Annotated in this window: 19 protein-coding genes; 13 read left to right on the top strand and 6 right to left on the bottom strand. The window is 68.4% G+C overall.

Annotated elements, in window-relative coordinates:
- Nucleotides 1-100: 100 nt before the first annotated feature.
- Together GH266_RS04225 and GH266_RS04230 are read right to left on the bottom strand one after the other, a co-directional pair.
- Nucleotides 101-595: a GNAT family N-acetyltransferase gene (locus tag GH266_RS04225; protein WP_158192788.1), complete on the bottom strand. Its 495-nt coding sequence runs from the start codon at nt 593-595 to the stop codon at nt 101-103.
- 116 nt (nt 596-711) lie between these two features.
- Entirely contained in the window at nt 712-1,611 is a 900-nt protein-coding gene (locus tag GH266_RS04230; RefSeq protein WP_158192789.1) for a LysR family transcriptional regulator, read from the bottom strand.
- A 127-nt stretch (nt 1,612-1,738) separates the two neighbouring features.
- Between GH266_RS04230 and GH266_RS04235 the strand changes: the two genes are divergently transcribed.
- The 9 genes from GH266_RS04235 (at nt 1,739) to GH266_RS04275 (ending at nt 10,699) form a co-directional block, all read left to right on the top strand.
- Nucleotides 1,739-2,671: a VOC family protein gene (locus GH266_RS04235; protein ID WP_158192790.1), complete on the top strand. Its 933-nt coding sequence runs from the start codon at nt 1,739-1,741 to the stop codon at nt 2,669-2,671.
- A gap of 73 nt (nt 2,672-2,744) precedes the next feature.
- Entirely contained in the window at nt 2,745-3,347 is a 603-nt protein-coding gene (locus tag GH266_RS04240) for an alpha/beta hydrolase (protein ID WP_158192791.1), read from the top strand.
- A gap of 30 nt (nt 3,348-3,377) precedes the next feature.
- Nucleotides 3,378-4,094, top strand: a complete 717-nt coding sequence (locus GH266_RS04245; RefSeq protein WP_158192792.1) for a pirin family protein — start codon at nt 3,378-3,380, stop codon at nt 4,092-4,094.
- A 173-nt stretch (nt 4,095-4,267) separates the two neighbouring features.
- Nucleotides 4,268-5,182 carry a helix-turn-helix domain-containing protein gene (locus GH266_RS04250; protein ID WP_158192793.1) on the top strand — a complete coding sequence of 305 codons (915 nt, stop codon included), beginning with the start codon at nt 4,268-4,270 and terminating at the stop codon, nt 5,180-5,182.
- A gap of 115 nt (nt 5,183-5,297) precedes the next feature.
- A complete protein-coding gene (locus tag GH266_RS04255) occupies nt 5,298-5,954 on the top strand; it encodes a hydrolase (RefSeq protein ID WP_158192794.1) in 657 nt (218 codons plus the stop codon).
- Between the two features lie 78 nt (nt 5,955-6,032).
- Nucleotides 6,033-6,326: a DUF1427 family protein gene (locus GH266_RS04260; protein WP_158192795.1), complete on the top strand. Its 294-nt coding sequence runs from the start codon at nt 6,033-6,035 to the stop codon at nt 6,324-6,326.
- A 37-nt stretch (nt 6,327-6,363) separates the two neighbouring features.
- Nucleotides 6,364-8,232, top strand: a complete 1,869-nt coding sequence (locus tag GH266_RS04265) for an amidohydrolase (RefSeq protein WP_158192796.1) — start codon at nt 6,364-6,366, stop codon at nt 8,230-8,232.
- Between the two features lie 5 nt (nt 8,233-8,237).
- Complete coding sequence (locus tag GH266_RS04270; protein ID WP_158192797.1) at nt 8,238-9,884, top strand: MFS transporter; 1,647 nt, start codon at nt 8,238-8,240, stop codon at nt 9,882-9,884.
- Nucleotides 9,881-10,699: an alpha/beta fold hydrolase gene (locus GH266_RS04275; RefSeq protein ID WP_158192798.1), complete on the top strand. Its 819-nt coding sequence runs from the start codon at nt 9,881-9,883 to the stop codon at nt 10,697-10,699. Before GH266_RS04270 ends, GH266_RS04275 begins: the two co-directional genes overlap by 4 nt.
- Here the strand turns inward: GH266_RS04275 and GH266_RS04280 are convergent.
- Nucleotides 10,689-11,639, bottom strand: coding sequence for a LysR substrate-binding domain-containing protein (locus GH266_RS04280; protein ID WP_158192799.1), 951 nt, complete (start codon nt 11,637-11,639; stop codon nt 10,689-10,691). The genes GH266_RS04275 and GH266_RS04280 overlap by 11 nt on opposite strands.
- A gap of 319 nt (nt 11,640-11,958) precedes the next feature.
- Between GH266_RS04280 and katG the strand changes: the two genes are divergently transcribed.
- The 3 genes from katG to GH266_RS04295 all read left to right on the top strand — a co-directional run bounded on the left by katG (nt 11,959) and on the right by GH266_RS04295 (nt 16,196).
- Entirely contained in the window at nt 11,959-14,163 is a 2,205-nt protein-coding gene (katG, locus tag GH266_RS04285) for a catalase/peroxidase HPI (protein WP_158192800.1), read from the top strand.
- A 333-nt stretch (nt 14,164-14,496) separates the two neighbouring features.
- Nucleotides 14,497-15,420, top strand: coding sequence for a dihydrodipicolinate synthase family protein (locus GH266_RS04290; protein WP_158192801.1), 924 nt, complete (start codon nt 14,497-14,499; stop codon nt 15,418-15,420).
- Nucleotides 15,420-16,196, top strand: coding sequence for an SDR family oxidoreductase (locus GH266_RS04295; protein ID WP_158192802.1), 777 nt, complete (start codon nt 15,420-15,422; stop codon nt 16,194-16,196). Before GH266_RS04290 ends, GH266_RS04295 begins: the two co-directional genes overlap by 1 nt.
- A 37-nt stretch (nt 16,197-16,233) precedes the next feature.
- Here GH266_RS04295 and GH266_RS04300 read toward each other — a convergent pair whose 3' ends face one another.
- The 3 genes from GH266_RS04300 to GH266_RS04310 are packed head-to-tail and all read right to left on the bottom strand — an operon-like array spanning nt 16,234 to nt 18,970.
- Entirely contained in the window at nt 16,234-16,995 is a 762-nt protein-coding gene (locus tag GH266_RS04300) for an enoyl-CoA hydratase/isomerase family protein (protein ID WP_158192803.1), read from the bottom strand.
- The gene (locus GH266_RS04305; protein WP_158192804.1) at nt 16,992-18,296 is read right to left on the bottom strand and encodes a phenylacetate--CoA ligase family protein; all 1,305 of its coding nucleotides are present in this window, start codon (nt 18,294-18,296) and stop codon (nt 16,992-16,994) included. Before GH266_RS04305 ends, GH266_RS04300 begins: the two co-directional genes overlap by 4 nt.
- Nucleotides 18,293-18,970 carry a TetR/AcrR family transcriptional regulator gene (locus tag GH266_RS04310; RefSeq protein ID WP_158192805.1) on the bottom strand — a complete coding sequence of 226 codons (678 nt, stop codon included), beginning with the start codon at nt 18,968-18,970 and terminating at the stop codon, nt 18,293-18,295. Before GH266_RS04310 ends, GH266_RS04305 begins: the two co-directional genes overlap by 4 nt.
- 747 nt (nt 18,971-19,717) lie before the next feature.
- Here GH266_RS04310 and GH266_RS04315 point away from each other — a divergent pair.
- Nucleotides 19,718-20,677 (top strand): IS110 family RNA-guided transposase, encoded by a 960-nt coding sequence (locus tag GH266_RS04315; protein WP_158192806.1) that lies wholly within the window; start codon nt 19,718-19,720, stop codon nt 20,675-20,677.
- Nucleotides 20,678-20,710 lie beyond the last annotated feature (33 nt).

Here is a 20,710-nt window from a genome sequence, read left to right on the forward strand (position 1 = left end):
CCCCCTAAAAAATACGAGGGCCACGGAAGCATGATCGGGCAACGAGAGTCGATACAATTGCCAGTGTTTTTCCACGGAAAATGCCGCAGCGTGAAGCCGCCTAGGCGTCGCCCGCCAAGTCTAGCCGGTATTTGCGAAAGCGCGTGCCCTCGTACTCGACTTCGCCGAGGAACCGCGCGCCGAGCCGGGCCAGCGCCGACAGGCTGCGCCGCGAGGGCGCCAGCAGGAAGGTGACATGGGAAATGCGCGGGTCCGCCTTTGCGACGTCGAGCGCCTTCGCCGCGATCCTCGAGCCGAGCCCGAACGCATCAGGCCGCAGCACGAGGCCGAAATCCCAGTCCTCGCCCTCCTTCTGGAAACCGCCCCAGCCGACATAGCACCCGTCGCACAGGATAGCCCAATGGCCGAGCCCGTCGCGCTCCCAGCGCGCTTCCTTGGCGGCGATGAAGCCCTCCACCGTCTGCGCGTCCCAGGGCTCCGTCATCAGCGGCATGTGCTCGCCGACGCGCGGGTCCTGCATATGCGCCAGGATCTCCTCGCGGGAAACCTCGGTCAGTCGAACAAAGGCGATTTCGGGCAGGCCGGGGCGGCTCATGGCAGGTGCGATTCCTGGGCGGGTCGGTCCGGCGGAAGGTGGCCGCCATCACGCTGTCTTGCAAGAGGCCGCGCCCACTGCCCGCATCAACTGGGCGTGCACGACCCGGGCGCCGGCTAGAGCGGCCGCGTCTTCGTCACATAGGCCTCGAAGAAGTCGGAGAATTTCGCGACCCGCATCGGCAGGCGTTCGTAAGGCGGATAGTAGAGCGTCAACCAGATGTCCGGCGCCTGCCAGTCGGGCAGCACCTGGGCAAGCCGGCCTTTCGCCAGCCCGTCCTCGACGATGAACAACGGCAACAGGGCAATGCCCTCGCCGTTTTCCGCAAGGCGCGCCAGCAGGTCGCCATTGTTGCCGGCGATCGTGGCGCCAGCCCGCACCCGGCGCGTGCGCCCGTCGTGGCGCAACTCCCAGGTCTCCGCCTGCGAGCGCTCGTCATAGGCAAGGCAGGAATGATCCGAAAGGTCGTCCGGCGTCTCCGGCACGCCGCGCAAGGCCAGATAGGCGGGAGACGCGACCATCACCCGCCGCACGAGGCACATCTTGCGCCAGATCGTCGACTTGTCGCGCGGCGCCTCGGAAATGCGGATGGCGAGGTCGAAATCGTCGGACACGATGTCGATGAAGCGGTCGGTGAGGCTGATCGACAGCGAGGCCCGCGGATACTGGCTGCGGAACCCGGCCGCCACATCGGGAAGCACCTGCTGGCCGAGCGACATCGGCGCATTGATCCGGATGGTGCCGGCCACATCGCCATGCTGTTCCTGCAGGTCCTCGGTGGTACGGCGGAATTCCTCCAGCAGCGGCGCGATGCGCGCGGCATAGACAGCACCGGACGAGGTCAGCGACACCTGCCGCGTGGTGCGCAGAAGCAGCTGCACGCCGAGCTGCTCCTCGAGCGCGCTGACCGCGCGCGTGACCGTCGGCGCCGTCATCGACAGCTGGCGCGCAGCGGCGACGAAGCTCCTGTGCTCGGCGACCGCCAGGAAGATGCGGATGTGGTCGAGATCGATCATGCGCGAGATTATTACACATATTGCAATAATCTAAGCGAAATTAATTCCATTCTCAAAAGGCCTCGCCTGCCCCATCTTCACGTCAACGGCACAAGCCGGCGACGTTTCGAGAAAGGGAACCAGCGCCATGCTCACGCAGATCAAGGGCCTGCATCACGTCACCTCGATGGCGGGCGATGCCCAGGAAAACAACGATTTCTTCACCCGCAGTCTCGGCCTGCGGCGCGTCAAGAAGACGGTCAACTTCGACGACCCGGAGGTCTACCACCTCTATTACGGCGACGAGACCGGCACGCCCGGCTCGGTCATGACCTACTTCCCCTTCCCGCATATCGTGCAGGGCCGTCCCGGCGCCGGCGAGGTAGGCGACACCTATTTCGCGGTGCCCGAGGGCTCCCTGCCTTACTGGACGGAGCGCCTTTCCGGCCAGGGTGTCGGCGGTCTCGAAGAGTACGACGCCTTCGGCGAGAAGCGCCTGCGCTTCAAGGGGCCGGACGGCGACGGCTTTTCGCTGGTGGAAACGAAGGACGACGAGCGTCTCGGCTGGACGGCCGGCGGCGTCGGTTCGGCCGAGGCGATCCAGGGGTTCCGCGGCGCGGCCTTCCGTCTGCAGGATGCCGGCGGCACCGCCGAACTGCTCCGCTTCATGAACTACCGCGAGGTGGAGCGGAGCGGCAACTGGACCCGCTTCGCCATCGAGGGCGGCAACGGTGCCGATGTCATCGAGATCGAGGAAGTGCCGTCCGCCGGCCACGCCCGCCAGGGTGCCGGCTCGGTGCATCACATCGCCTTCGCGGTGGAGAACCGGGCGGCCCAGCTGGAGGTGCGCAAGGCGCTGCTCGACACGGGATACCAGGTCACGCCGGTGATCGACCGGGACTATTTCTGGGCGATCTACTTCCGCACCCCCGGCGGCATCCTCTTCGAGGTGGCGACCAACGAGCCCGGCTTCGACCGGGACGAGGACACCGCCCATCTCGGCGAGGCGCTGAAGCTGCCGACCCGCTACGAGCAGTTCCGCGCGCAGATCGAGGACATCCTCACCCCGATCCGGGACTGACATTCACGCCTCCGCAAGGCTCCTGAGGGCCGGGCGGAGGCCTTCTTTCTCGGCTCATCTGGGACTTAACGCCATGACAACGCAAACCTATCACGCCCTGACCACGGAGCCGGCACCCGGCGCACCGCTGGTTTTCGCCTTCCACGGCACCGGCGGCGACGAGCACCAGTTCGCCCGCTTCGTCGAGGAAGCGCTGCCCGGCGCCGGTCTTGTCGCCCCGCGCGGCGACGTCTCGGAGCACGGGGCGCTGCGCTTCTTCCGCCGCACCGGCGAAGGCGTCTACGACATGGACGACCTTGCCCGGCGCACCCAGGCGATGGCCGGCTTCGTCGAGGCCCACCGCAAGGCCCATCCGGGTCGCCCGGTCTACGGCTTCGGCTACTCCAACGGCGCCAACATCCTGGCCTCGGTCGCCTTCCTGCGGCCGGACCTGTTCGACCGGATCGCCCTTCTGCATCCGCTGATCCCGTTCGAGCCGGCACCCCAGCCGGGTCTTGCCGGGCGAAAGGTGCTGGTTTCCGCCGGCCAGCGGGACCCGATCTGCCCTCCGGCCGCGACCAGCGCGCTGATCGACTGGTTCAAGGCCCAGGGCGCGGACGTCACGCTCGCCGCCCATGAGGGCGGGCACGAGTTGCGACAGAACGAAATCGACGCGCTGGTGGGCTTCCTCAAGTAGCCGCCACGCGCATGACAAGGAGACGGTACGATGGTCCTGATCCATGAGAACATGAGCCGTGGCCGCACGCAGAGCGGATGGCTCGACGCCTGGCACACCTTCTCCTTCGGCGGCTTCCGCGATCCCACGCGGATGGGCTACGCCGCCCTGCGGGTGCTCAACGAGGACCGTGTCGTTCCCGGCGCCGGCTTTTCCGAACACGCCCATTCCGACATGGACATTCTCACCATGGTCCTGTCGGGCCGGCTGCGCCACACCGACACGCTGGGCAACGAGGCGGAGATTGCCGCCGGCGAGCTCCAGCTCATGTCCGCGGGAAGCGGCATCCGCCATGCGGAGATGAACGCCTCCGACAGCGAGCCGGCCCATGTGTTGCAGATCTGGCTGATCCCGGACGCGACCGGCGGCGCGCCGACCTATCAGCAGGTCGACCTGCCGGCGCCGGAGACGACGCGGGACTGGACCCTTCTGGCCAGCGGCAAGGAGGGCGAGGCGCCCTTGCGGCTCCTGTCCGATACAAGCGTGTCGCTTGCCGCCCCTTTGGCGGGAGATACGACCGCCCTTCCCGTCGCCCCCGGGCGGCGGCTCTTCGTCCACCTGGTCGAGGGTATCGCCACCGTCGAGGGCGAGCGTCTGGTTGCCGGCGACGGGTTGCAGATCGGCGAGGAGGAGATCGGCGATCTCCTTTGGCAGACAGACGGCCGCGCCCTGCTCTTTGACATGAGCGCCCGCGCCGGCACCGCCTGAGCGTGCCGGCCTCACGCACCGACCCGGCCCGATTCGCCGGACCGGGTCGGCTGCGAAACCATCTTGTATGCAGTGCAAAATCCCGTTGCCTGTCACACGGGCGCGGAAAATACTCTCCAAAAGCGGCGGCAAGACCGAAAACCTTCGTCGGAAACGAAGTACGAGGTGTCGTGATGAACGCTGTCGCACCGTCCCGCGATCGTCTTGGCTGCCGTGCAACGGACCTGGCACGGGACGAGGAGCTGGCCCTGAACGACGTCACCTTCCTGCGCAAGACCTCGTGCAGTGCAACGCCGGTCAAGGTCGAGACGCCACCGACCGGACAGGGCCTCGTCCTCGGCATGTCGCTGGGCGACGAGCATTGGCGCGACATTCGCGCCGGCAAGGCGGCGCATCGCCACCACTTCCAGCGCAACAGCCTTTATTTGCGCGACTTCGAGATCGCCTACCGGGCGGAGCTCGGCGGCCAGTTCGACTTCCTGCTGGTGGAGATCCCCTGGGAGCGCTTTCTCCCGCAGGACGAGACGAGGCCGCGCGTGATGCCGCGCCGGATCGATTTCGAGACCGGCACCACCGATCCCACGGTCACCCATCTGCTTTCCGCCATCCAGCCGATGCTGTCCGGCCAGCAGCCGCGCGACCAGCTCTTCATCGATCAGGTGGCAGAGGCGCTCGTCACCTACCTGCGTCATCGCTACGCCCGCACCAGCCTCCCGGAGCGCCCCCGTGAGCATCGCCCCTCCCCGCTGATCCGCCAGGCGCTGGAGATCCTGCGCACCAGCCTGGACGGCAACGTCTCGCTCGACGACATCGCCCGGCGCTGCAATGTCTCGCGCTCGCATTTCTACCAGGTCTTCCGCCAGGAACTCGGCTGCACACCGCACGAGTGGCTGGTCAGGACACGGTTGGAGCAGGCCCGCGCCCTGCTGCGCCGGCCCGGCCTGTCGCTGGCCGACATCGCCGCCCAATGCGGCTTCGCCGACCAGAGCCACTTCACCCGCGCCTTCGGCCGCCGCTTCGGCCTGTCGCCAGGGCGCTGGCGGGCGGAGCACGGCGCCGCAAGCTCGAGAGAGCCGGCCTCGGGGTAGGTAGAGTCCCGGACAATCCTTCAACCGCTAGACGACGGGCATTCAAGACAGTCAATGCCAGGGGCCGATACGGTCGAGCCATCCGATTGCCACTCCTCCACAAGGACTGACGACCATGGCTCCCACTGCCACGCCGACCCCCGGCGAGTTGCTGCTTTCCCCGACCGACCACATGCTGGTGATGATCGACTTCCAGTCGCAAATGTCCTTCGCGACCAAGTCGATCGATGCCACCGTGCTGCGCAACAACGCCGCCCTCGTCGCCAATGCCGCCGCCGGCTTCAAGGTACCGACGATCCTCACCACCGTCGCCGAGAAGTCGTTCTCCGGGCCGATGTTCGACGAGATCACCGACGCCTTCCCGGGCCAGGCGCTGCTCGACCGCACCTCCATGAACACCTGGGAGGACGCCGCCGTCATCGACGAGGTCAATCGCATCGCCAAGCCGCGCATCGTGCTGTGCGGGTTGTGGACCAGCGTCTGCATCGTCGGCCCGGCGCTCTCCGCCCTGTCGCAGGGCTTCGAGGTCTATGTCATCGCCGATGCCTGCGGCGACATCACCGACGAGGCGCATGAGCGCGCGATGGAGCGGATGGTGCAGGCCGGCGCCCGGCCCATGACGTCCCTGCAATACATTCTCGAGTTGCAGCGCGACTGGGCCCGCACCGAAACCTACGACATGACCACCGGCATCGCGAAGAGGTTCGGCGGCGCCTACGGCCTCGGCATCATCTACGCCAAGTCGATGTTCGGCGCCTCCGAAGGGCACTGACGACGAGGCCGGGGCGGGGCCGCGTCCGCGCGGCCCCGCCCCGGTCTTTGCATTCTCTCGCGGCCGGAGCGCCCGATCATGAAGATGTACCTGCTCTCGCTCGGCGCTGGTATCCTCGTCGGCATCGTCTACAGCCTGCTCAACGTGCGCTCGCCCGCCCCGCCCATCGTTGCGCTGGTCGGCCTCCTCGGCATCCTGCTCGGCGAGCAGGTGGTGCCGATGGTCCGCCATGCCCTGCGCGGCGCCCCGGTGACCCTCGGCTGGATCGCCGAGCACCGCCTGCCGCATGTCTGCGGCGAGCTGCCGAGCGGCACCGACCATCGCCAGGCCGCCGCACCGCCATCAAGGCGCGACGACAGCACCGCCGGCTGATGCCGTCCCGATCCACGACCCGACGCGAGGCCACGCCATGACACCCGATCTCGTCCTCTACAACGGCCGCGTCACCACGCTCGACCGCACCCGGCCGGAGGTCTCGGCCCTGGCGATCCGCGGCGGCGCCTTCACCGCCGTCGGCGAGGACGCCGCGATCCTCGCGCTCGCCGGACCGCAGACCCGCCGCATCGACCTGCAGCGCCGAAGGGTGCTGCCGGGCCTCATCGACAACCACACCCACGTCGTGCGCGGCGGCCTCAACTTCAACATGGAGCTGCGCTGGGACGGGGTGACCTCGCTCGCCGACGCCATGGCCATGCTGCGCGCCCAGGTCGCCATCACGCCGCCACCGCAATGGGTTCGCGTCATCGGCGGCTTCACCGAGCACCAGTTTGCCGAAAAGCGCCTGCCGACGCTGGACGAGATCAACGCCGCCGCGCCCGACACGCCGGTCTTCCTGCTGCATCTCTACGACCGCGCCTTGCTGAACGCAGCAGCCCTGCGCGCCGTCGGCTACGACCGCGACACGCCCAATCCGCCGGGCGGCGAGATCCAGCGCGACGCGCAAGGCAACCCGACCGGCCTGCTGCTGGCCAAGCCCAATGCCGGCATCCTCTATTCGACCCTGGCGAAGGGGCCGAAGCTGCCGCCCGAATACCAGCTCAACTCCACCCGCCATTTCATGCGCGAGCTCAACCGGCTCGGCATCACCGGCGTGATCGACGCCGGCGGCGGCTTTCAGAACTATCCCGAGGATTACGAGATCATCCGCACCCTGGCCGAGGCCGGGCAGATGACCGTGCGCCTCGCCTACAACCTCTTCACCCAGAAGCCGGGCGAGGAGAAGGAGGACTTCCTCGCCTGGACCCGCTCGGTCAAATACCGCCAGGGCGACGACTATTTCCGCCACAACGGCGCCGGCGAGATGCTGGTCTTCTCCGCCGCCGACTTCGAGGACTTCCGCCAGCCCCGGCCGGACATGGCCGAGAGCATGGAGGACGAGCTCGAGGAGGTCGTGCGCATCCTCGCCGAGAACCGCTGGCCCTGGCGGCTGCACGCCACCTATGACGAGACGATCTCGCGCGCCCTCGACGTCTTCGAGAAGGTCGACCGCGACATCCCGCTGGCCGGCCTCAACTGGATGTTCGACCACGCGGAGACGATCTCGGAGCGCTCCATCGACCGGGTCGCCGCGCTCGGCGGCGGCATCGCCACCCAGCACCGCATGGCCTATCAGGGCGAATATTTCGTCGAGCGCTACGGCGCGGCGGCAGCAGCCGCCACCCCGCCGATCGCCCGCATGCTGGAAAAGGGCGTCAACGTCTCGGCCGGGTCGGACGCCACCCGCGTCGCCTCCTACAACCCCTGGGTCTCCATCGCCTGGATGGTCACGGGCCGCACGGTCGGCGGCCTGCGGGTGACGCCGGCGGCGAACTGCCTCGACCGCGAGACCGCCCTTCGCATGTGGAGCGAGAAGGTCGCCTGGTTCAGCAATGACGAAGGCCGGCGCGGCCGCATCGCGCCGGGCTATCTCGCCGACCTCATGGTGCCCGACCGCGACTATTTCTCGGTTCCCGAGGCCGAGCTGTCGCATCTCGTCTCGGACCTGACGATGGTCGGCGGCCGCGTCGTCTGGGGCTCCGGCGACTTCGCCGCCCTCGACGACAACCCGCTGCCGCCTGCGATGCCCGACTGGTCGCCCGTGCGGCGCTACGGCGGCTTCGCGGCCTGGGCGGCGGACAAGCCCGACGCGGGCCTTGCGCGCACAGCGGCGGCCGGCTGCGGCTGCGCCAGCGCCTGCCAGGTGCACGGCCACGACCATGCCCGCGCCTGGGGTGCGGCGCTGCCGGTCGGCGACCTCAAGGGTTTCTTCGGCGCGCTCGGCTGCGCCTGCTGGATGTGATGCGGATGAGCAAGCCCTCCGCTCCCTCTCCCGCTTCCGCCGCGTCCGCCCCCGGCGCCTTCGCCCCGCTTGCAGGGCGCGTCTTCCTGGTGTTGTGGGTTGCCACCGTCGTCGGCAATGTCGGCAGCTTCATCCGCGACACGGCCAGCGCCTGGATCGCCACCGACCTCAGCGCCTCGCCCGCCGCCATCGCCACCGTACAGGCCGCCGCCACCTTGCCGGTGTTCCTGCTCGCCATCCCCGCCGGGGTCCTGTCCGACATTCTCGACCGCCGCCGGTTCCTGATCGTCGTGCAGGTGTTTCTCGGCCTCGTCAGCCTCTCCTTGATGCTGCTGTCGGCCTTTGGCGCCATGTCGCTGACCGCGCTCGTCGCCCTCACCTTTCTCGGCGGCACGGGCGCGGCCCTGATGGCGCCGACCTGGCAGGCCATCGTGCCCGAGCTCGTCGAACGTCCGCAGATGAAGGCCGCCGTCGCGCTCAACTCGCTCGGCATCAACATCGCCCGCGCCGTCGGCCCTGCCGCCGGCGGCCTGTTGCTCACCGCCGCCGGCACCACGATCACCTACGGTGTCGACGTGCTCAGCTACGTGCTCGTCGTCGCCGCACTGGCCTGGTGGCCGCGCAAGGCGAAGGGCAGCGATCCGCTGGCCGAGCATTTCGGCGGCGCCTTCCGCGCCGGCCTGCGCTACGCGCGCCAGAGCCGGGAACTGCATGTGGTGCTGCTGCGTGCCGCCGTGTTCTTCCTGTGCGCCAGCGCCGTCTGGGCCCTGCTGCCGCTCGTCACCCGCGAGCTGCTGGGCGGCGGTTCGGGCCTCTACGGTCTGCTGCTCGGCGCCGTCGGTCTCGGCGCCATCGGCGGCGCGATCCTGCTGCCGCGCCTGCGCGCCCGTCTCGACGCCGACGCCCTGCTGCTGGCCGCCTCGCTCATCGCCGGTGCGGTCATGCTGGCACTCGCCCTAGGCCCGCCGCAGCAGGCAGCGCTTGCCCTGCTCGCCCTGCTGGGCGCGGCGTGGATAACCGCCCTGACGACGCTGAACGGCACGGCCCAGTCGGTCCTGCCCGACTGGGTGCGCGGCCGCGCGCTTGCCGTCTATCTCACTGTTTTCAATGGCGCAATGACGCTCGGCAGTCTCGCCTGGGGCGGCGTCGCGCAGCTCTTCGGCATTGCCGCCGCACTGATCGCCGCAGCCATAGCCCTCGCCCTTGCCGGGGTGATCTTCCACCGGATCCGCCTGCCGCGCGGCGAAGCGGACCTCACCCCCTCGAACCACTGGCCCGAGCCTCTGGTCGCCGGCGACCTTGCCGAAAATCTCGAGGCCGACCGCGGTCCGGTGCTGATCACCATCGCCTATCAGGTCCCAGCCGAGAACCGCCCCGCCTTCCTGAACGCGGTCCATCGGCTCGCCGGCTCGCGGCGCCGCGACGGCGCCTTCGCCTGGGGCATCACCGAGGATATCGCCGAGCCCGGCGTGCTGCTGGAGTGGTTCCTCGTCTCGTCCTGGGCCGAGCATCTGCGCCAGCACCGCCGTGTCGCCGGCCACGATGCCGACCTGCAACAGGAGGTCCAGCGCTTCCACACGGGCGACAGCCCGCCGCAGGTCCGCCACTACCTGACCCTCGACCCACCCACACCTGAAGAGGCAAGCAAATGAGCACCTTGACCACCAGCGACGGCACCGAGATCTTCTACAAGGACTGGGGCTCCGGCCAGCCGATCCTCTTCTCCCATGGCTGGCCGCTGTCGGGCGATGCCTGGGACGCGCAGATGCTGTTCTTCGGCATGAACGGCTACCGGGTCATCGCCCATGACCGGCGCGGCCACGGCCGCTCCTCCCAGCCGTGGGACGGGAATAACATGGACCGCTATGCCGACGATCTGGCCGAGCTGACCGAGCATCTCGACCTCAAGGATGCGATCCTGATCGGTCATTCCACCGGCGGCGGCGAGGTCGCCCGCTATGTCGGCCGCCACGGCACGGCCCGGGTCGCCCGCGTCGTGCTGGTCGGCGCCGTGCCGCCGGTGATGCTGAAGTCGGACAGCAACCCGGAAGGCACGCCGATGGACGTATTCGACAGCATTCGCGAAGGAACCGCCAAGAACCGCGCGCAGTTCTTCCTCGACCTGACGACACCGTTCTACGGTCTCAACCGCGACGGCGCGCCGAAAGTGCCCGGCATGCAGGAGAAATTCTGGCTGCAGGGCATGGCCGGCAGCATCAAGGGCCACTACGACTGCATCCGCGAGTTCTCGGAAGTGGATTACACTGAAGATCTGAAGAAGATCGACGTGCCGACGCTGGTCATCCATGGTTCCGACGACCAGATAGTGCCGATTGCCGCCTCGGCGGAGAAGGCCGTGAAGCTGCTGCCGCAGGGCGAGCTGCTGGTGATCGAGGGCGGCAGCCACGGGCTGGCCGAGATCGATCCCGACACGTTCAATCAGGCCGTGGACAAGTTCATCCGCTGACGGGCATATCGGCGGAAGACCCCAGCGGGTCCGGCAGCGGCCGGGCCCGCATGTCCTGCGCGGTCTGGCGCACCGCATCGGCGATCTGCTGCAGCTGGCGGGCAAGCGGGCTCGCCTTGCGCCAGATCATGCCGATGGTGCGCGAGGGCTGCGGCTCGTCGAAGCGCGAGACCGAAACGGAGGCCGAGCGGGTCTCCACCGGCAGCGCCATTTCGGGGATCAAGGTCACGCCGATGCCGGCACTGACCATCTGGACGAGCGTCGACAGCGAGCTGCCGTCCATCAGCTCGCGCGGTTGCGCCGAGCCGAGATTGCAGAAGGAGAGCGCCTGCTCGCGGAAACAGTGCCCCTCCTCCAGCAACAGCAGCCGCATCTCGCGCAAGGCTTCGCGGTTGGGCACCGGCTTGCCTTCGTCCTCCGTCGGGCGCACCAGGACGAAAGTCTCGGAAAACAGCGCCACTTCGGTAAGGGCCGGCTCGGAGACCGGCAGCGCCACGATGGCCGTGTCGAGGCGCCCCTCGGCAAGTTCCTGCACCAGCCGCGAGGTCACCGTCTCGCGCACATGGATGTCCAGCCCCTCGTTGGCGCGGGTCAGCCGGGCGATCACCGCCGGCAGCAGATAGGGCGCGATGGTCGGGATGATGCCGATGCGCAGGCGCCCGGCCAGCCGGTCGCGCGAGGCGCGGGCGAGATCGCCGAGTTCGTCCACCGCCTGCAAGATGTCGCTGACACGGCTGGCGAATTCCTCGCCGAACGCCGTCAGCCGGACCTGCCGCGCCGTGCGCTCGAACAGCTCCGTGCCGAGCGAGTCCTCCAGATCGCGGATCTGTACGGAGAGCGCCGGCTGGGAAATCGCGCAGGCTTCCGCCGCCCGGCCGAAATGGCCGTGCTCGGCCAGCGCCCGGAAATAGCGCAGCTGCTTGAGTGTGAGATTTCTCATAATAAAAAACTATCGTCACAATCAAAAAATACAACTTAAATTAATGAAGCAGCTGAGGCATAGTGCCCATGCGAGGATGAGAAGCGACGACCTTGGCGCCCCGCTGGCGCAACGGATCCGGGCCGCGCGCAATGGCGTGCCACCGGGCCTGGAAGGATCGTCGTCCCTCCCGGCATGCAGTGCTTCGGGACGACCTCGAGAGGGAGAGTGCATGGCAGCGCGACAGGGTCGCCATGCGGGTCGCAGGGCGGATCACCGCGCTGCACGCCATGATTTTCTCCTTCTCAGGCAGTCATTTACAACCTGACGAGTGAGAGACATGGACAGACCCGATTTCGACACCGCCGGCAAATGCCCGGTTGTTCACAACACGGCCCGCGTCCGGCAGAACTGGTGGCCCAACCAGCTCAACCTGCGCGCCCTGCACCAGAACTCTTCGCTGTCCAATCCGATGGGCACCGGCTTCGACTACGCCGAGGAGTTCAAGAAGCTCGACCTGGCGGCCGTCAAGGCCGACCTGACCGCGCTGATGACCGACAGCCAGCCCTGGTGGCCGGCCGACTGGGGCCATTACGGCCCGCTCTTCATCCGCATGGCCTGGCATAGCGCCGGCACCTACCGCACCTTCGACGGTCGCGGCGGCGGCGGCAACGGCCAGCAGCGTTTCGCCCCGCTGAACAGCTGGCCGGACAACGTCAACCTCGACAAGGCCCGCCGCCTGCTGTGGCCGGTCAAGCAGAAGTACGGCGACAAGCTGTCCTGGGCCGACCTGATGATCCTGGCCGGCAACGTCGCGCTGGAGAGCATGGGCTTCAAGACCTTCGGCTTTGCCGGCGGCCGCGCCGACACCTGGGAGCCGGAAGAGTTCGTCTACTGGGGCGCCGAAGCCGAGTGGCTCGCCACCAGCGACAAGCCGAACAGCCGCTATTCCGGCGAACGCGACCTGGAGAACCCGCTCGCCGCGGTGCAGATGGGCCTCATCTACGTCAACCCGGAAGGCCCGGACGGCAATCCGGATCCGGTCGCCTCGGGCCGCGACATTCGCGTGACCTTCGCCCGCATGGCCATGAACGACGAGGAAACCGTCGCCCTGGTGGCCGGCGGCCACACTTTCGGCAAGTGCCACGGTGCGGGCGATGCCGCACTGCTCAGCTCCGAGCCGGAGGGCGGAAGCCTTGAGGACATGGGCCTCGGCTGGACCAGCCGCTTTGCCTCGGGCCTGGCCGGCGACACCATTTCCAGCGGCATCGAGGGTGCCTGGAAGCCGAACCCGACGACCTGGGACATGGGCTACCTGAAGGTCCTGTTCAAATACGAGTGGGAGCTGGTCAAGAGCCCGGCGGGCGCCAAGATGTGGCTGGCCAAGGACGTCGACGAAGAAGACATGATCGTCGACGCCCACGACCCGTCGAAGAAGCATCGCCCGATGATGACGACGGCGGACCTCGCCCTGCGCTTCGACCCGATCTACGAGCCGATCGCCCGCCGCTTCCTGGAAAACCCGGCCGAGTTCGCCGACACCTTCGCCCGCGCCTGGTTCAAGCTGACCCACCGCGACATGGGCCCGAAGTCGCGCTACCTCGGCCCGGAGGTTCCGGCAGAGGAGCTGCTGTGGCAGGACCCGATCCCGGCCGTCGACCATCCGCTGGTGAACGATGCGGACGTCGCTGAGCTCAAGGCCAAGGTCCTGGCCTCCGGCCTCAGCGTGTCCGAGCTGATCTCGACCGCCTGGGCCTCGGCTTCGACCTTCCGCGGCTCCGACAAGCGCGGCGGCGCCAACGGCGCACGTATCCGCCTGGCCCCGCAGAAGGACTGGGAGGTCAACCAGCCGGCCCAGCTCTCCAAGGTGCTGGCGAAGCTTGAGGACATCCGCTCGACCTTCAACGCGGCCCAGACGGGCGGCAAGAAGGTGTCCCTCGCCGACCTGATCGTGCTGGCCGGCGGTGCCGGCGTCGAGAAGGCCGCCAGGGACGCCGGCCTCGAGGTGACCGTGCCGTTCGCGCCGGGCCGCACCGACGCGAGCGCCGAGCAGACCGACGTCGAGTCCTTCGACGTGCTGGAGCCCGCCGCCGACGGCTTCCGCAACTACGTCTCGGACCGTTCGGTCCTGTCGCCGGAAGAGGCGCTGCTCGACCGCGCCGAACTGCTGACCCTGACCGCGCCGGAAATGACCGTGCTGATCGGCGGCCTGCGCGTGCTGGGCATCAACCACGGCGGTTCGACCCACGGCGTCTTCACCGACCGTCCGGGCACCCTCACCAACGACTTCTTTGTGAACCTGCTCGACATGGGGACAAAGTGGAAGCCGGTGTCGGATAAGCAGGACGTGTTCGAGGGCTCCGACCGGGCCACCGGCACCCCCAAGTGGACCGGCACCCGCGTCGATCTGGTGTTCGGCTCGAACTCGCAGCTGCGCGCCCTCTCGGAGGTCTACGGCCAGCACGATGCCAAGGAGAAGTTCGCCCGCGACTTCGTCGCCGCCTGGAACAAGGTGATGAACGCGGACCGCTTCGACCTGCGCTGACAGCAAGGTTGTCCTCGCCGGCGACCGGGGTTCTCCCCGCTCGCCGGCGCAAGAAACCCGAAAGGCGCGGCGGTTCTTCCGCCGCGCCTTTTTTGTTTCAGGGCAGAGGCTTGCCCGCAATTGACTCCTGCCGCCCGCGGCCTACCATCCCCTTCCCCGAGGCCGGCCGGGCACGGAACTCCCCGCCGGCCTGCCGACCTGTCCACGGCCCGCAGCCTCTTGTGGGGCCTTGGCGGGGCTTTGCAAATTTTGCGCGGAATTTTGCGAAATTCCGTCTCGAAATCGCTGAAATTCGAGAATCCCGTCTCAATTCACCTCATGCGGAAGGACATCATGGCCCGACTGGACGAAAGTGCCCGCGGCGTCTACCTGATCGCCGTCACCCCCTTCACCGAGACCGGCGCGCTCGACCTCGACGGCTGCGACCGGATGGTCGACTTCTACCTGGAGGCGGGAGCCACCGGCCTGACCCTCCTGGGCGTGATGGGCGAGGCGCCGAAGCTGACGACCGACGAGTCCGCGACCATCGTCAACCGGGTGTTGAAGCGTGTCGACGGGCGCGTGCCGATCGTCGTCGGCGTGTCGTCGCCGGGCTTCGCCCAGATGCAGGCGCTGACGGGCCGGGTGATGGACGACGGCGCCGCCGGCGTGATGATCGCCCCGCCGGGCAGCCTTCGTACCGACGACCAGATCGCCGGCTATTACGAGCAGGCGGCCGAGATGATCGGAGATGTCCCCTTCGTGCTGCAGGACTTCCCGCTGACCACCGGCGTGCAGATGTCCGTGCCGGTGATCGCCCGCATCATCAAAGATATCCCCACCTGCGTGTGCCTGAAGCACGAGGACTGGCCCGGCCTGGCCAAGATCACGGCGCTGCGCAAGGAGGGGGCGACCGCCCGCCGGGTGTCGATCCTGTGCGGCAATGGCGGCGTCTTCCTGCCCGAGGAGATGGAGCGCGGCGCCGACGGGGCGATGACCGGCTTCGCCTATCCGGAGATGATGACGGGCGTCGTCGAGAACCACGCGAAGGGCGACATGGAGCGGGCGCGCGACCTGTTCGACGCCTATCTGCCGCTCGCCCGCTTCGAGCAGCAGCCGGGCCTCGGCCTTGCCATCCGCAAATACGTCCTCTACCGGCGCGGCGTGCTCGCCAACCCGACCCTGCGCAAGCCGGGCGCCGCCCTCGATCCGCTGTCGCGGGCCGAGGTCGACCGGCTGATGGCCCGTCTCGAAAAACGCCTGAAGGAGCTCAACTGATGGATCTCGGCCTGAAGGGCAAACGCGCCCTCGTCCTTGGAGCCAGCCGCGGCCTCGGCCGGGCCATCGCCGAAACGCTGGCCCGCGAGGGCGTCCGCGTGATCGCCGCCGCCCGCAACGAACCGGCGATTGCCGAATGGGCCGCCGCGATGCCGGACTGCGACATCACCCCGCTGCGCATCGACCTTGCCGACATCGCCTCGATCGACGGCACGCTGGAGGCGATCCTGGCCGATGGCGGGGTCGACATCCTGATCAACAATGCCGGCGGCCCGCCGCCCGGAACGGCGCTGGCCGCAGACCATGCCGCCTGGACCGCCAATTTCTCGGCGATGGCAGCGAGCCTCTTCCACATCACCTCGAAGCTGGTGCCGCCGATGCGCGAGCGCGGCTTCGGCCGGGTGATCACCATCGGCTCGTCCGGCGTCGAACAGCCGATCCCCAACCTTGCCATGTCGAACGGCATCCGCGCCGCGGTGCTGGCCTGGTCGAAGACGCTGGCAAGCGAGGTCGCGGGCGACGGCGTCACCGTCAACATGGTGGTGCCGGGCCGCATCCACACCGCCCGCGTCGACGAGCTGGACGCGGCCGCCGCCAAGCGCACGGGCAAGAGCGTGGAAGAGATCGCCAAGGCGTCCGCCGCCTCGATCCCGGCAGGGCGCTACGGCCGGCCGCAGGAATTCGCCGACATGGTGGTGTTCCTGGCGTCCGAGCGCGCGTCCTATGTCACCGGCAGCCGCGTGCGCGTCGACGGCGGGGCGATCCGAAGCCTCTGACCGCAAACGCTTTTCAAGACAGGCCGCCGGGTCGCGCTCAAAAGGCGGAGATCCGGCGGGTGGTCTCCGGATCGAGGAAGCCGGCGACCGTCGCCTCGGTTTCCAGATCGAGCGCCCGGTGAAGATCGCCGGCGGCAACCGCGTTGAGCACCCGCTTCATCGCCCGCACGGCGAGCGGCGGCAGCTCGGCAAGCCGCCGGGCCAGCGCCTCAGCTTCCGCCAGCAGCGCGTCGTCCGCCACCACCTTGTGGGCAAGGCCCAGCCTGCCGAGCTCAGCCGCCGTGTAGCGCTCACCCAGAAACAGCATCTCGCGCGCCTTCATCAATCCGACCAGCGCCGGCAGCAGCGCCGTCACCGCACCGGTGACGAAGACGTTCAGCGAGACTTCCGGGAAGAAGGCCTTCGCCCCCTTAGCCCATACGGGGAAGTCGCAATTGATCGCCCATTCGAAGCCGCCGCCGACAGCCCAGCCGTGGATCGCGCCGACCACCGGCTTCGGACCGAAGGAGATGGCATGGGTCGACCGCTGGATGGCGAGGACGAGATCGCGCGCGGCCTCCTCCGTTTCCGGGTGGACATGCTCGCGCCGGTCGTCGCCGGCACAGAACGCCTTGCCGGCGCCGGTGAAGAGGATCGCGCGGGTTTGCGGGTCGCGGTTGGCATCGTCGAAGGCGCGCGCGACATCGTCGATCAGCTGCCGGTTCATGGCGTTGAGGCTTTGCGGCCGGTTGAGGGCGATGGTGCGCACCCCGCCCTCGCCGAGCGTACTCAGCACGGTCTTGTAGGTGAAATCGGTCATTGGTCCCCCCTTATGACGCGGCGCGTCTTGCCTTCGGTGCGCGGCAGGCTGCCGGCAGGCAGCAGCGTGACGCTGGCACTGGCGCCGAGCCGTGCCTTGATCTCACCCGCCACCCGGGCGGCAAGTTCCACTGTGTCCGCCGCGCCCTGCGCCAGCTCCGCCTCCACCGGCAGCGTGTCGTAGGGCGGCGGCGACGCGAGGCGGATGCGGTATTCGCCCGACAGCTCGGCAAAGGAGTTGAGCACCGCCGCGACCATGGTCGGGAACATGTTGAGCCCGCGCACCACCACCATGTCATCGGAGCGGCCGACGACGGAAAAGCGGAAGCCTGTGCGCCCGCAGGAACACGGCGCGGTCGCAGCGACGCGGATGATGTCGCCGGTGCGGAAGCGCACCAGCGGCTGGCAGTCGCGCACCAGATGGGTGAGCACCAGCTCGCCGCTCTCGCCCGCCTCCAGGGCCTTCGGCGCGCCGCTGTCCGGGTCGATCAGCTCGGCATGCAGCACGTCGGCCGCCATGAAATGTAGATGCGTGTCGTGCTCGCATTCGGAGGCGAAATTGCAGAAGACGTCGGAGACGCCATAGTTGGAATTGCGCGGCTGCAGGCCCCAGGTCGCGGTCATGCGGGCGCGGAAGGCGGGGTCGTCGACGCCCGGCTCGCCGCCGAAAAGGCCGAGCTTCAGGCCGAGATCGCGCGGGGCAAGGCCGGGGAACTTCTCCGCGATCACCCGTTCCAGCACCGCCGGATAGGACGGCGTGCAGGAGATCGCGGTTACCCTGACCTCCAGGATCGTGCGCACCAGCAGCTCGGTCGAGCCGACGCCGAAGGGCACGACGGTCGCCCCGGTCTCCTCCAGCGTCAGGTGGTCGGTCAGCCCGCCCATCCACATCTGGTAATTGAGGCAGTGCACCACCGTGTGGCCGGGGCCGAGGCCCGCCGCGCTCTGGCAGCGGCCGCCGATCTCCTGGGTGATGCGGGTGTCGCGGGCCGACAGGGCAAGGTTCATCGCCTGTCCCGTGGTGCCGGAGGTGCGGTGCATCCGGCGCACGGTGTCGCGCGGGGCGGCGAGATAATCGCCGAAGGGCGGATGGGCGGCCTGCGACAGGCGCAGTTGCGACTTGTCGGACAGCGGCAGGCGGGAGAGGTCCGCAAGGGCGCGCGGAGGCGCCTCGCCCTGCCACAGGGCGCGGTAGAAGGGCGAGTTCGCCATCACATGCGCCCGCTGCCGCTCCCAGGCGGCCTCAAGATGCGGCCGCAGATCCTCGGCGGACGCGAAGTCCGCCCGCGCCAGCGTGCTCATAGGCTCATTCCCCGCTTCCAGATGAGGGTCAATGTGTCGATGACAGCCTCGTCGCTGGCCGAGATCGCGACCAGCGCCGGGTCCTGCGACAGGATGAGGGCGGACAGATACTGGTCGACCATGCCGCCGAGCGCATAGGCGCGGCGCAGCAGCTCGTCGCGGTCCACCGCCTCGCCGCGCCCGAGGCGCATCAGCCGGCGCTCGACCGCCGCGACCACGGTTTCCAGCCAGTCGCGGTTCAGCCGGTGAAACGCCTCGCGCGCCTGCGGCAGCGTGTCGAGATGATGGACGAGGCAGCGCATCAGGCCGGGATTGCGGCGGAACAGCTCGACATAGGCGCTGGTCGCCGCGCGCACCGGGTCTTCCGGATGGGCGGAGCCGGCCACCCGCATCGCCGCCTGCAGGAAGCCGACGAAGCCGACCAGCAGCTCGTCCAGCAGCACGGTTCGGTCGGCGAAGTAGATGTAGAAGGTGCCGTTGGAGATCCCCGCCGCCTCGCACACGGCGGAGACGGTGAAGTCCTGCGGCCCCTGCCGGTCGAGCACGGCACAGGCGGCCGCCTGGATCTGGGCGCGCGTGCGCTCGCCCTTGGGCCGCCCGGCGGCGCGCGCGGCAAGAGCCTGCGGATAGAACAGCACCTGATCCTCCCCCTTCAGGGGCACGGCACGCAGCATGGCGGCGACCTCATAAATAAAACTGACGTCATTTTCATATTTTGAAGACGAGCGAGAGTCAAAGGGGATTTTGGGTGGGATGGGGGTGGAGGGCGTGTTGCCGAGCGGACGGGGGGCTATTGGCTGCCAGAGCGGCAGCGAAACACGCCGGCCATGCCCCACGCACTCTTCTCCCCCCTTGAGGGGGAGATGTCGGCGCAGCCGACAGAGGGGGGTGAGCAGCGCCCGCGACGGGGTGCCCTCCCCGCGTCCTCCCGGACGGCGCACCAGCGCCGAGCCGGGATCGGAGAGCGGCCCATCGGCGCATACGACCGACCGTCCCCACACCCGCTGCGGCTCGCCGGTCCCGGATCGTCGGCCTCCGGCCTCGTCCGGAATGACGAGGAGAGAGGTTGGAGCGAAAACCCACACGCCCGGCGGATACTGGATACCTGCCTTCGCAGGTATGACAGCCGTGGGGGTGGCCGCGCCCGTCCACCTCGCACCCGCTGAGGGTACCAATGGATCCCGGCTCTCCGGCTTCGCCTGCGGCCGGGATTGTTTGTTTGCTTTGGTGGTAGAGTTTGGGTGGTCTCCCGGACACGCCCGTCCGGGAGACCAGCGGCCGGCGACCGTGCCGGGATCGGGTTTGTACCCGTAGTCATCAAGGTTCCCGGCCGCTTCCTTTTCCCGCTTGGAGAGTTGATTGGGCCTCTGGCCAACACCACGCCCGCAAACAATCCGAAGCACGATCAGGATACCAGTCCCATGACCAGACTCAAGGACGCTCCCGACCGGGTGCTTGGCATCGATGTCGGCAAGGCGACGCTCACCGTGTTCGACAGCCGGGCCGGCACGCTTTCTGTCATCGACAACACAGCCCCCGCCATCAAGGCGCTGTGCGAAGACCTTCGCCCCGGCACGCTCGTCGTCTGCGAGCCGACGGGGGGATACGAGGCCGCGGTGCTGGCAGAGCTCGCTGCCGCAGGCATCGCCTGCCACCGGGCCGACACCCTCAAGGTCAAGGCTTTCCTGCGCTCCTTCGGCACTCTGGCCAAGACCGATGCCATCGATGCCCGCGCCCTGGCCCGCTATGCCCAGGAGCGGTGGCAGCTCCTCGCCCTGGTCGCCCTGTCGCAGGCCAGGCAGGCCGAACTGGCCGCCCTCGTCGCCCGCCGCAAGGATCTCGTCGATCTCAAGGTGGCGGAGACCAACCGCCTCAAGGCGCCGGGCCTGAGGGTGGGCATGAAGGCGGTGCGGGCGTCCTGCAAGGTCGTCCTGCGCTGCCTGCAAGGCCAGATCGTCCGGATCGATGCCGCCATCGAAGCGCTGCTGGCCAAGAGCCCGTCCTTAGCCCGGCGCATCGCCGTGTCCCGCTCCCTGCCGGGCGTCGGACCGCGCACCGCCATAACCCTCGCCGCCATGATGCCCGAACTCGGCAGCCTCACACGCCGGCAGGCTGCCTCGCTTGCGGGCGTCGCCCCGCATCCCAGGGACAGCGGCACCCTCAAAGGCTACCGGCGAATGCGCGGCGGACGGGCAACCATCCGTCCCGTCCTGTTCATGGCAGCCCTCGCCGCAAGCCGCGCCAAGGGCGATCTGCGCCTGTTCTATCAACGCCTTGTCCAGAATGGAAAGAAGCCCATCGTCGCCATCGCCGCGCTCATGAGAAAGATCGTCGTCATCCTCAACGCAAGGCTCCGAGACCAAAGCCAACAACAGAGTTGATGACGAAAGCGGAGGCCGCTCGAAGATGCGCCC

Source organism: Stappia indica, from assembly GCF_009789575.1.
GTDB classification, from domain to species: domain Bacteria; phylum Pseudomonadota; class Alphaproteobacteria; order Rhizobiales; family Stappiaceae; genus Stappia; species Stappia indica_A.